The sequence below is a fragment of the Candidatus Xianfuyuplasma coldseepsis genome, assembly GCF_014023125.1.
GTDB classification, from domain to species: Bacteria; Bacillota_I; Bacilli_A; order Izemoplasmatales; family Izemoplasmataceae; genus Xianfuyuplasma; species Xianfuyuplasma coldseepsis.
The window spans coordinates 145,487-156,803 of record NZ_CP048914.1; the positions used below are offsets into that span (position 1 = coordinate 145,487).

At 39.5% G+C, this 11,317-nt stretch carries 13 protein-coding genes; 1 reads left to right on the plus strand and 12 read right to left on the minus strand.

What is annotated here, in order from left to right; genetic code table 11:
- Positions 1-47 precede the first annotated feature (47 nt).
- The 4 genes from secA to G4Z02_RS00645 form a co-directional block, all read right to left on the minus strand.
- A complete protein-coding gene (gene secA / locus G4Z02_RS00630; RefSeq protein ID WP_258877915.1) occupies positions 48-2,546 on the minus strand; it encodes a preprotein translocase subunit SecA in 2,499 nt (832 codons plus the stop codon).
- A gap of 116 nt (positions 2,547-2,662) precedes the next feature.
- Complete coding sequence (gene hpf / locus G4Z02_RS00635) at positions 2,663-3,202, minus strand: ribosome hibernation-promoting factor, HPF/YfiA family (RefSeq protein ID WP_258877916.1); 540 nt, start codon at positions 3,200-3,202, stop codon at positions 2,663-2,665.
- Between the two features lie 87 nt (positions 3,203-3,289).
- Complete coding sequence (locus G4Z02_RS00640; protein WP_258877917.1) at positions 3,290-3,676, minus strand: hypothetical protein; 387 nt, start codon at positions 3,674-3,676, stop codon at positions 3,290-3,292.
- 39 nt (positions 3,677-3,715) lie between these two features.
- Positions 3,716-4,219, minus strand: coding sequence for a 3'-5' exonuclease (locus G4Z02_RS00645; RefSeq protein WP_258877918.1), 504 nt, complete (start codon positions 4,217-4,219; stop codon positions 3,716-3,718).
- Between the two features lie 81 nt (positions 4,220-4,300).
- Between G4Z02_RS00645 and G4Z02_RS00650 the strand changes: the two genes are divergently transcribed.
- Positions 4,301-5,194, plus strand: a complete 894-nt coding sequence (locus G4Z02_RS00650; RefSeq protein ID WP_258877919.1) for a hypothetical protein — start codon at positions 4,301-4,303, stop codon at positions 5,192-5,194.
- A 25-nt stretch (positions 5,195-5,219) separates the two neighbouring features.
- Here G4Z02_RS00650 and buk read toward each other — a convergent pair whose 3' ends face one another.
- The 8 genes from buk to G4Z02_RS00690 form a co-directional block, all read right to left on the minus strand.
- Positions 5,220-6,281, minus strand: a complete 1,062-nt coding sequence (gene buk / locus G4Z02_RS00655; RefSeq protein WP_258877920.1) for a butyrate kinase — start codon at positions 6,279-6,281, stop codon at positions 5,220-5,222.
- Positions 6,278-7,177, minus strand: a complete 900-nt coding sequence (locus G4Z02_RS00660; RefSeq protein ID WP_258877921.1) for a phosphate acyltransferase — start codon at positions 7,175-7,177, stop codon at positions 6,278-6,280. The genes buk and G4Z02_RS00660 overlap by 4 nt, the downstream gene beginning before the upstream one ends.
- A 13-nt stretch (positions 7,178-7,190) precedes the next feature.
- Entirely contained in the window at positions 7,191-7,733 is a 543-nt protein-coding gene (locus G4Z02_RS00665; protein WP_258877922.1) for a 2-oxoacid:acceptor oxidoreductase family protein, read from the minus strand.
- A complete protein-coding gene (locus G4Z02_RS00670; protein ID WP_258877923.1) occupies positions 7,726-8,493 on the minus strand; it encodes a thiamine pyrophosphate-dependent enzyme in 768 nt (255 codons plus the stop codon). The genes G4Z02_RS00665 and G4Z02_RS00670 overlap by 8 nt, the downstream gene beginning before the upstream one ends.
- Positions 8,493-9,560 carry a 3-methyl-2-oxobutanoate dehydrogenase subunit VorB gene (locus G4Z02_RS00675; protein WP_258877924.1) on the minus strand — a complete coding sequence of 356 codons (1,068 nt, stop codon included), beginning with the start codon at positions 9,558-9,560 and terminating at the stop codon, positions 8,493-8,495. The genes G4Z02_RS00670 and G4Z02_RS00675 overlap by 1 nt, the downstream gene beginning before the upstream one ends.
- Complete coding sequence (locus tag G4Z02_RS00680; protein WP_258877925.1) at positions 9,560-9,790, minus strand: 4Fe-4S binding protein; 231 nt, start codon at positions 9,788-9,790, stop codon at positions 9,560-9,562. Before G4Z02_RS00680 ends, G4Z02_RS00675 begins: the two co-directional genes overlap by 1 nt.
- A 10-nt stretch (positions 9,791-9,800) precedes the next feature.
- The gene (locus G4Z02_RS00685; protein WP_258877926.1) at positions 9,801-10,451 is read right to left on the minus strand and encodes an ATP-binding protein; all 651 of its coding nucleotides are present in this window, start codon (positions 10,449-10,451) and stop codon (positions 9,801-9,803) included.
- Between the two features lie 200 nt (positions 10,452-10,651).
- Complete coding sequence (locus G4Z02_RS00690) at positions 10,652-11,251, minus strand: Pr6Pr family membrane protein (RefSeq protein ID WP_258877927.1); 600 nt, start codon at positions 11,249-11,251, stop codon at positions 10,652-10,654.
- Positions 11,252-11,317: the final 66 nt, after the last annotated feature.

An 11,317-nucleotide genomic window follows, 5' to 3' on the forward strand; every position in this document is an offset into this window, starting at 1 on the left:
CTTGTTCACCTATATCCAAAAACCCCTATATAGGGGCTTTTATCTGTTTATTTACCGTGACAGTGTTTGTATTTCTTACCGCTTCCACACGGACAAGGATCGTTTCGTCCAACTTTGCTAACCGTCCGCGGTTTGCGTTTGGTTTCTTCTTTTCCACTACTGGTATGTGTGGGTTTCGCAATTTGAACCCGCTGGATATTATCGCGGATTTGCGCACGAAGAACATAACGAGATACGTCCCTTTCGATGGATTCAATCATTTCATTGAACATCCGGAATCCGGTATCTTGATACTCACGTAAAGGATTCATCTGGGCGTAACTTTGCAATCCAATACCTTGGCGCAACTCACTCATTTGATCGATATGTTGAACCCAGTAGGTATCGACGACGCGCAAAATGACAGCTTTTAGGAACTCGTTAAATTTTGCCGATTCCATTTGCTCTTGACGTGACGTAAATTCATGATTCACTAGTTCAAGGACATATTCCTGAACACGTTCAGGGGAATCGTTTAAACGCGATTTCGATACAACATTTGGTGCGAAATATCGTCCTAGTAATACTTTATATAGTTCATCACCATTGACGAGTGGTGTCTTCGATTCTTCTTGTAAATACTGATAAACGAGATTGGTCATCGTCCGTTCAATCATGCCGGTGGCAATGTCATTGACATCATCGTGGAACAGAATATCGCGGCGCTGTTGATAAATAACTTCCCGTTGTTTTCGATTCACTTCATCATATTGTAAAACGGTTTTCCGACGATCGAAGTTGTTCCCTTCAATCTGACGTTGCGCTCGTTCTACGATACGAGAAAAGAACTTCATCTCAATCGGTGACTCATCATCACTACCCCTTGTTTGGGTGAGCATTGATAGTCTTGCTTTGAAGGTGTCACCACCAAAACGGCGTAATAAATCGTCTTCGGCGCTGAGGTAGAATCGTGTGTAACCAGGATCTCCTTGCCGTCCTGAACGTCCACGCAACTGATTATCTATCCGTCGTGATTCATGACGTTCGGTTCCAATAACAGCAAGTCCACCAAGTTCAACAACACCCTCACCGAGTTTGATGTCGGTCCCACGACCAGCCATGTTGGTTGCAATCGTAACCGATCCTTGTTGCCCAGCATTCTCAACGATATCCGCTTCACGTTCGTGTTGTTTCGCGTTCAATACATCATGCCGTATTCCGCGTCGTTTTAATAATTTGCTTAAGTATTCTGATGTCTCAATCGAAATCGTCCCGACCAAGATGGGTTGTCCTAGTGTATGACGGCGTTTAATCTCTTCCGCAATCGCTTTGTATTTTGCTTTCATCGTTGCAAAAATCAAATCATTGGCATCGTCACGAACAATGGGTTTATTGGTTGGGATTTCGATAACCAACATATTGTAGATATTGCGGAATTCTTCTTCCTCCGTTTTTGCTGTCCCGGTCATCCCCGATAATTTCGTGTACATCCGGAAGTAGTTTTGGAAGGTTATGGTTGCCAAGGTTGTGGTTTCTTTTTTGATTTCAACCCCTTCTTTTGCTTCCAATGCCTGGTGCAATCCTTCACTAAACTGACGACCATGCATCAACCGTCCGGTAAAACTATCCACGATGATTACTTTGTTATCTTGAACAACGTAATCGACATCGCGATCCATCGTATAATTCGCTTTTATCGCATTTGTAATACTATGCAAAATACTTACATTATTGACATCATATAAGTTGTCTAAGCTAAAGTAGTTTTCAGCACGAGAGATTCCGTTTTCGGTTAATGTAATGTTTTTCGTTTTAATTTCAATGTCGTAATCCTCTTCACTCAGATTACGGGCAAACGCTTGCGCTTGCAAATACAGACTACTGGTATTTTTAGCTCCACCACTAATGATTAATGGGGTTCGCGCTTCATCGATTAAGATCGAGTCAATCTCATCAATAATCGCATAGTTCAATGGTCGTTGGACCATTTGTTCTTTGTAGATCACCATATGATCACGTAAATAATCAAATCCGAGTTCATTATTGGTTGAGTACAAAATATCCTTGTTGTAGGCTTCGCGTTTTTCCTCTTTGGTTAAATCGCGAATGTTTAACCCAACACTGAGTCCCAACCATTCAAAGAGTTCCCCGATTTCACCTTCGGCTTCACGAGAAGCTAAGTATTCATTCACGGTAACAATGTGAACGCCAAGTCCAGGTATCGCATTTAAATAGGCTGGCATAACACTGGTTAAGGTTTTCCCTTCACCGGTTTTCATTTCCGCAATGTTTCCTTCGTGAATGGCACATGCACCCATTACTTGCACGAAAAATGGTGTCATATGCAGTACTCGTGTAGAGGCTTCGCGTACTGTCGCAAATGCTTCGACCAACATACTGTCCAATGACGCACCATTTTGATATCGTTCTTTAAACTCGGATGTCTTTGCTTGTAGCTGCTCATCTGTAAGCTTTTTATAGTCTTCTTCTAAGGCAAATACTTGATGTGCGATTTTTTCATAACGCTTTAAATCTTTTCTACTTGGATCAAATAATCGTTTGATCATGTTACCACCTCTTTATAGTCATATATATCATATCACAAAGGCTAGATTTTTTAAAATTAAATATATTATATTTATTTTAAAAGAAAGCCAAAAAAAATGCGCCGAAGCGCATTTTGTTACTGGGTTTGTATAATACCGTATTTTCCATCGTTTCGCAAATATACAACATGGACTTGTTTCGTCAAATCGTTCTTGTAAACAAAGAAATCATGGCCTAACATTTCTAGTGCTGTAATAGCTTCTTCATCGGACAGTTCATCCAACTCAATCAGTTTCGTTCGAACCGGTTGATGAACAAGTTCACGTTCCAATGCTTCGATGTCTAAATCTTCATGGAAGATGTCTTTTACACCATCTCTCTTCTGAAGACTACGCGTAATTTTTGCCTTGTGTTTTCGAATCTGTGATTCCAGTTTATCGATTGTTAAATCGATTGCGCCATACATGTCGGGATTCCCAACTTCAGCACGCATTGTGTAATACTTAGTAGGGATTGTTACTTCTACCTTGTGGTGATCATTGTAGACTTTACAAACCACATATGCATCCAATTCTTCGCGGAAGTACCGTTCGATTTTTTCGAGTTTATCCACGGCGTATTGTTCAATTGCTCTTGTGACTTGAAATCCATTTTTACCACGTACTTGAACTCTCATAATTTCACTCCCTTATTTCTTAATTTGATGATACTTTATTATAACACAATTTCGATAAAAAAATATGAAAATAACGATGTAATTTTTTTAGTCTCTTACATCGGTTTCTACAAGATACTTCTCAAACAAACCAATTAGCCATAAATCACCATTAAGGAGTGGTTCGATCATATGTAGCATCTGATACTGGTTCATATCATCAATGAATAACACAATTGACCAATTACGATTATTTATGATTTTCTCAACAATATGATGTCCACATTTTAAAAACAAGAACTCTTCATCACTCGCTTCATATCCTACTGGAAACAAATACCATACATGACACTGAAATCGACCAAATGGATACGATGTGTATTGATCCATATGAAATGTGGCAAGACACGAATCATGTATCCAGTAGTCCCAACGAAACAATGTAGAAAAAGTCAGTTCCTTATACAAATGTTCTCCGCATAACTTACAATACATAAAAACACCTCACTGATATCATACCAGTGAGATGGTTGTTTATCGTTTTAACAGTTCTAAATACACGTAGTGTGTCGCATACACATCACTTAATGCTCGGTGCGCATCCTCGTTTTTAATATTGAAGATTCGGCATAAAGCTGCGAGTGAATAACTGCGTAATCCTTTGATTTTACTTCGAGCAAACCAGACCGTATCCTTCACCACAAATGGATTGAATTTTACAAAGTGTCGATCAAACTCACTTTGTAAAAATGGATAGTCAAATCGCTTTGCATTATGTCCTACCAAATACTCGGTATCCTTAATAAATTCATGGAAGCGATACAGGACTTCTCCGGGCAATTTCGCATCGGCAACCATGTTGTCATATATGTTGTTAATCGCGGATACATTCGCGGGAATTGGCACACCTGGATTGATTAACATGTTAAACTCTTCGATAACTTGACCACCCTCTACTTTTACTGCTCCAATTTCAATAATTCGGTCATTCCATGTATCCAGTCCAGTGGTCTCAATATCAAATACTACATAACTCATGCAAATCACCTCATTCCTATTGTACCACACATTCACACGTTTTTTTCATGTCCTATGGTATAATAGTTGTAGGTGATTTATATGAATACATTTGCGTTTCAAAACAAGAAGAAAAAGAACTATTTTGAAGGATGGTATTACCGCATTACTGATGCTGAGAACAACATCAATATTGCGGTTATTTTTGCATTGACGAAAGATAAAAAACACCCGCATAGTTTTATCCAGTTTTATGATGGTCATCAGAAAAAAGCGTATTATTATACGTTTGATATAAATGATTTTTACTATGATGATGCCAATGATACTGTGCGGATCGGCCAAAATGAACTATCGGTGCATCATCTTTTGTTACATACCGATGATGTTCACATCGAAGCTACTAATCATGAAGTGGTACCATTGCAGATCTACAATGGACATCAAAGTGCGATGGGGTACTTATCGAATGCACCTTTAGAGTGTTTTCAAGAGGTTTTATTTATGACAAGTGATGTGACTTTCACCCTCAACAATTCGCCCCATAAAGGTACTTCCTACATGGAGAAAACGTATGGAACTAATTTTCCATCGCAATGGATTTGGCTCCAAAGCAACCATTCAAAAAACGGAAGTCTAATCAGTTTTAGTGTTGGCAAAGTACCAGTCTTATTTTTTGAAGTCAAAGGATTCTTCTTGATTCTAAACATCAATGGAAAGGAACAACGGTATGGATCGTATAATTTCTCAAAGATAAAAATCGATGCCGTCAGCGATACCCATACAACATTCAGTATTCGCAAAGGAACAACAACCATTATTATCACGGCGAAAACAAATCATCCTGTTGAACTTGTTGGTCCACGAAAAAATGGAACCATGGATCTCGCCGTTCACGAATCTTTAAACGCTACCGCGACGATTAAAGTATTCAATCATAATGACATCATCTTCGAGGATGAGTATGAACATGTTGGATTGGAACTAATGTACTAAAAAAGCACTCAAACGAGTGCTTTTTTTAATACGTACGAATCGTAATCAATCCTTGTTCCAGTTGTTGTAAGTTGTAGTTTAATGCTTCCATTTCACCTTCACCAGGATAGACGATAATGTTTCCCATGTGTTCTAAATACTCCGTCAACGGGTTAATCACATCGTCATTATACGCCAATCCGCCCGTAAGAATAATCGCATCTAATTTACCTCTTGTAACAGCGTAGAGTGCCCCAATTTCTTTCGCAATTTGATACACCATCGCTTTCATTACACGTTTGGCTAATACATGGCCATCAGCAATCATTTTACTGACTTCCATCGCATCGTTTGTACCGAGGTACGATACAAGTCCTCCATATCCATGATTCAATTTCCTAAATTGTTCAATACTATATTGACCACCATAAGCTAATTCATAGACGCTACCCACCGGTAGTCCACCGGTTCGTTCTGGTGTGAATGGGCCATCACCATCAAGGGCATTATTCACATCGGTGACCCGACCTTGTTTGTGTAATCCAACACTAATTCCCCCACCTAAATGGGCGACAATCAACACCGATTGATCGTATGTTTTTTTGGTGGTTTCACAATATTTTTTGGCAACGGCTTTTTGATTTAAAGCGTGCCACAAGGGACGTCGCTGAATCCCATTTAATCCTGATATCTTTGCGACACTACTCATCTCATCAACAACAACAGGATCGGCAATATAGGCTTTTTTATGAAATTGATCGGCGAACTCTTTTGCTAAAATACCTCCTAAATTAGAAGCATGTTCACCGTATTTACAAGTTGCCATATCGGTAACCATCTGGGCATTTACTTCATAGATTCCGGATTTTACTGGTTTCATTAATCCACCCCGACCAATGAATCCATCAATTTCTTCGATTGGTATTTCACAAGAATCTAAGAAGGTTTGAATCATTTGTTTTCGAAATGGTAGTTGTTCAATCAACTCATCAAATTTTTTCAAATCTTTTGCACGGTGTCTTATGGTTTCCTTACAGACCTTTTTGTCGCCGTCAAATACGGCAACTTTAGTCGAAGTACTTCCCGGATTTATAACGAGTGTTTTCATAGAATATCCGTACTGACCACAGCAAGTGCAATCGAATATAATTTGGATTTATATGAGTCACTTCTTGATGTTAGAACAATCGGGTTGGATGCTCCTAAAATGATACCTACTGGTGTCGAATTTGCAAAGAATGTTGTCGATTTATAAAAGGTATTCCCTGCTTCGATATTGGGGAAAATCAATACATCTGCATCCCCAGCAACCACGTGCTTAATGCCTTTTGTTTCAGCTGCTTCATGACTAACGGCAATGTCGATGCTCATCGGTCCACCGATGTAAAAACGTTCATCATCACGTAGTTGTTCGACAATGTTTTTTGCTTCGACGGTAGATTGAATTTCTTCATGTACCGTTTCAAACGCACTAACAAGTGCAATTTTCGGTTTAAAGATACCTAAGCTCGTGACGAATTCGAGGGTGTTATTGATGATTTTGATTTTCTCCTCTTCATTAGGAGAAATATTGAATGCCGCATCACTGATAAATAGTAATTTGTGATAGGCTGGAATATCAATAACACCAAGATGACTTAAAAAATCACCTGTGAGTAACCCGTGTTCTTTGTCGTGCACTTCATCGAGTAGTGTAATGGTATCGATGAGGCCTTTCATTAGAATCGAGTTTTCTTGTTTGCTGACGAGTTTTACACTCATCAACGCTGCATCTTTTTTATCCTTTGCATTATATATTTCATATCCTGCTTTACTGATACCCAGTTCCATAAATAGATCGAGAATTTTCTTCTTATCTCCGACCAAAACAGGTCGAATTAATCCCATTTGAAAGGCATCATTAATGGCGATTAAAATCGAGGTGTCTTCGGGACTGGCTACAATCAAATCTTTTGTTTCGAGACTTCTGGCGTAATCGACAACTTGTGTGAAATTTCGAAACATATCATCATCTCCCTTACTGGATTACGGCGTTTTTACCGACTTCTAGTGCTTGTCGATTGATGTCAATTAATTTTGCTTTAGTACCGGTAAACTTGTGTTCTAATACACTGATTACATCATCAAAGGTAAAGATTTTGGTGATGGCTAAGTACGCGCCCAACATGACCATGTTGGCGACTTTCAAGTTCCCGAGTTGTAACGCTAGATCATTCGCAGGAACCTGATATATTGTAACATCGTCGCGATAGGCTTCATCAATCACTAAACTGGAATTCACAAAACAGAGACCGCCTTGTTTCAGTTTTGGTTGGAATTTCGCCAAGGATGGTTTATTCATAATAATGATCGAGTCCGGTGTGGAAATAACAGGACTATTTACATATTCTTCACTAATGGTAACACTGCAGTTGGCAGTTCCTCCACGGGTTTCTGGACCATAGGATGGAAACCATAACGTATTCACATCTTTTTCGGTGGCACAGTACGATAGGATTTGTCCCATCAACATCACACCTTGCCCACCAAAACCGGCAATAATCACTTTTTCGTTAATCATTGGCTTGTTCCTCCTTTGTCCGATCTTTATAGACCCCTAAAGGATAATACGGAATCATGTGTTCAACCGCCCAATCGACGGCATCTTTTGGTGTCATACCCCAGTTTACGGGACAGGTTGATACAAATTCGATTAAACTGAATCCTTGTTTTTTATCTTGAATATCAAATGCTTTCTTCAAGGCTTTTTTCGCTTTGTTTACATGTTGTGGATTGTGAACACTAACGCGTTCTACATAAGTTGCACCCGGAATGGTTGCCATCATTTCACTAATTTTCAGAGGCAATCCTGTTTCTTTTGCATCGCGTCCATCCGGTGATGTCGTGGTTTTTTGGCCAATCAATGTTGTTGGAGCCATTTGTCCACCCGTCATTCCATAGATGGCATTATTGACAAAGATAATCGTAATGTTTTCACTGCGGTGGGCTGCATGGATGGCTTCGGCAATTCCGATACTAGCCAAATCTCCATCCCCTTGATAGGTAAATAGGATTGCATTGTCGCGAACGCGTTTGATTCCTGTTGCAACTGCTGGTGCTCGTCCATGCGCAACTTGAACCATGTCGCAGGAAAAGAAATCGTAGTTTAACGCACTACAACCAACACTACTGATTCCAATAGATCGTTCCAATAACCCCAGTTCTTCCAAACTTTGGGCGACTAATTTATGAATGATTCCATGGGTACAACCGGGACAATAGGTTAATGGTACATCGGTTAACCCTGCACTCTTTTGATATACAATTTTACTTGTTGGCATTATTTTGCACCTCCAACAATATTCATAACCTGTTCAACAATTTCTTCAGCTTCTGGGACAACGCCTCCAACACGTCCATAGAAATGAACGTTATGACGGAACTGATCGGCAAGACGAACATCATCCACCATTTGTCCTGTATTCATTTCAACAACCAAAATGTCTTGTACCTTTTGAGGAATCTCCTCAAATGCTTTGGTTGGGAATGGGAAAATCGTAATGGGTCGGATAATACCGCATTCAATCCCATTTTCTTTTAAGATTTCCACGCTTGTACGGGCAATTCGCGAGGTCGATCCAAATGCACAAATCACGACTTCAGCCTTGTCCATGTTGATCATTTCATAGCGTTGATGATCGCGTTTCATCTCATCGTATTTTGCTTTTAATTTTAGATTATGCTGTTCTAGAACCAACGGATCCAGGTATAAACTATTGACAATGTTTTTCTCCCGTCCGTTTGAACGATTTCCATCCGCTGCCCATGTTTTGGGTTCTAGTGTCCATTTTGGAACGTCGTGATCAAAATCAACAGGCTCCATCATTTGGCCAATCAAACCATCTACGGCAATCATTACCGGATTACGGAAATAATCGGCAATATCAAAGGATTCTTTGATCAAATCAACAGCTTCTTGTAGGCTTTCTGGTGCTAAACTATACAGGTAGTAATCCCCATTTCCACCACCACGAGTGATTTGTTTATAATCTCCTTGTGATGGTTGGATACCACCAAGACCAGGTCCGCCACGCATAACATTGATAATGACAGCAGGTAATTCGGAACCAGCGATATAACTAATGCCTTCTTGTTTCAAGGCAATACCTGGACTACTCGAACTTGTCAAAACCCGAGCACCAGCCGCGGCTGCTCCATAGACCATATTGATTGCAGCAACTTCGCTTTCGCTCTGGACAAACACCCGATCATTCTCATGCATATGCTTACTCATGTATTCGGGAAGCTCATTTTGAGGGGTGATAGGATATCCATAGAATGCCTCACAACCCGCCTTAATTGCGGCAAGAGCCATTGCTTCATTCCCTTTCATTAATACTTTAGCCATTATCTCGCCTCCTTGATAAACCGCTCTACGGTAATAACAGAATCCGGACACATCGTCGCACAGAAACCACAGGCGATGCACTTATCGGGATCGGTAACCATGAGTGGTGTATATCCTTTCTTGTTGGTTCTGGATTCATCCAATTGTAAGATGTTTACGGGGCAATAAAACGTGCACAAACTGCATCCTTTGCAAACATCTTCTGCAATAATAATTCGACCTTTTGCCATATTCGTCCTCCTATAGCCATTTTTGCGCTACTAAGCGCTCTATTATAATCGTCTCTCCTGCGAAGGAGCGGGTAATTCCCGTAGTTTTTTCAACCGTAGTGTAGACAATTGGGATGTGTAACGTGTCACTCACTTCGTTGCATAGAGTTTCCCCATCCAAAATATCCTCCACCGTTGTATGTTGCATCAAATTGGTATTGTTTATCAAACCGGTAACGTTTAACTGCGCTTCACTTTCCAGTTCTTTGATCGCATTGATAACTTTTTTTGCTGAATCATTTTCCGGTCGATATTTATTAACAACATACAAGAAGTCGATATCATCCGTTGTCTTAATCCGATCACGAAACTGAATCAAGACACGTCCTCCGTTTTTCGTTCCCCCTAAATCGTATATTGCGCGAATTGTTGGGTTCACAAACGGTACCGCTGCTTCACCGGATACATAGGGCATGTCACTATTGAGTTTTCCTTTAATTGTCGACTCAATCACATGGATTCCGCGTTCTTCAAACTCAGCGGTTAATGCTCGACTACGAAAATAAGGATTGATGATGTCTAGATCTACAATCGTATCAATACCTTTTTGAAATGCCAAATTGGTACTTATCTCGCTCTTCCCGCTTCCATAATGTCCTGCTATAATGGTAATTCGTTTCATCATTCCACCTACACAAAAAAAATCAGGAAATTTAGTATCCTATCATTGGTGCAAGAATGAAAGCGTTTTTACACCAACGTTATTATACCAAATATAACGTGTATATTCAACACGCGAACCGGATTTTTAACATTTTTCTACTTAAATACAAAATGGCTTTACTAAGCCATTTATTATTATGAAAACAATGTAAAAACCGATTATCTTCGTGAAACTATTTTCACAAGAAAAATAGACAACACCAAATGAACCCCAATTAGAATCACAATCATACTGATTAATCCAACGATTCCAACATCGGTAACTTGGAAAAACGGATACAAATAATCATTGGTAATCAATCCATGGGTTAGTACAAATATCAAGTACAAAATGGGATAGATAAACCAGCTAATAATATCTTTTTGTTCAAAGAGATATTGTTTGCGGTAATAGATATAATAAGCAACGATAACAATGGGATTGATGTAATGTAAACAAGCATTTCCAATCATATCCAATACACTTTGATCGTACGTTCCCTCAAGAAGAATCGCATAAATTACAAATGTAATCGTCTCGTATATCACAATACCACCAAGAAAATGATCAAAGGATTGCGATCGCATTTGCAGTCGCATGGAGTACATCATCCAAAAATACGTTACGGCGAGGACACTCGTTACTATCGTAAAATACTTAAATAATCGCACTGCACCAAGCGGATTGGTGAGTTCGCTAAAGAACGCATCATCGATAAAATAGGACAACAATCCTACGGTTCCAATAATTACAATACCTAATTGCCACCATCGTTTCATATTTATCACCGCTTATATTATAGCACACGAAATGGCTTCTATAAACGATATATCGCGTTTAGAACT

Excerpts from the sequence above, each read along its gene's own strand:
- secA (WP_258877915.1), bottom strand. The coding sequence starts at position 2,546 with ATGATCAAACGATTATTTGATCCAAGTAGAAAAGATTTAAAGCGTTAT.
- hpf (WP_258877916.1), bottom strand. The coding sequence starts at position 3,202 with ATGAGAGTTCAAGTACGTGGTAAAAATGGATTTCAAGTCACAAGAGCA.
- G4Z02_RS00640 (WP_258877917.1), bottom strand. The coding sequence starts at position 3,676 with ATGTATTGTAAGTTATGCGGAGAACATTTGTATAAGGAACTGACTTTT.
- G4Z02_RS00645 (WP_258877918.1), bottom strand. The coding sequence starts at position 4,219 with ATGAGTTATGTAGTATTTGATATTGAGACCACTGGACTGGATACATGG.
- G4Z02_RS00650 (WP_258877919.1), top strand. The coding sequence starts at position 4,301 with ATGAATACATTTGCGTTTCAAAACAAGAAGAAAAAGAACTATTTTGAA.
- buk (WP_258877920.1), bottom strand. The coding sequence starts at position 6,281 with ATGAAAACACTCGTTATAAATCCGGGAAGTACTTCGACTAAAGTTGCC.
- G4Z02_RS00660 (WP_258877921.1), bottom strand. The coding sequence starts at position 7,177 with ATGTTTCGAAATTTCACACAAGTTGTCGATTACGCCAGAAGTCTCGAA.
- G4Z02_RS00665 (WP_258877922.1), bottom strand. The coding sequence starts at position 7,733 with ATGATTAACGAAAAAGTGATTATTGCCGGTTTTGGTGGGCAAGGTGTG.
- G4Z02_RS00670 (WP_258877923.1), bottom strand. The coding sequence starts at position 8,493 with ATGCCAACAAGTAAAATTGTATATCAAAAGAGTGCAGGGTTAACCGAT.
- G4Z02_RS00675 (WP_258877924.1), bottom strand. The coding sequence starts at position 9,560 with ATGGCTAAAGTATTAATGAAAGGGAATGAAGCAATGGCTCTTGCCGCA.
- G4Z02_RS00680 (WP_258877925.1), bottom strand. The coding sequence starts at position 9,790 with ATGGCAAAAGGTCGAATTATTATTGCAGAAGATGTTTGCAAAGGATGC.
- G4Z02_RS00685 (WP_258877926.1), bottom strand. The coding sequence starts at position 10,451 with ATGAAACGAATTACCATTATAGCAGGACATTATGGAAGCGGGAAGAGC.
- G4Z02_RS00690 (WP_258877927.1), bottom strand. The coding sequence starts at position 11,251 with ATGAAACGATGGTGGCAATTAGGTATTGTAATTATTGGAACCGTAGGA.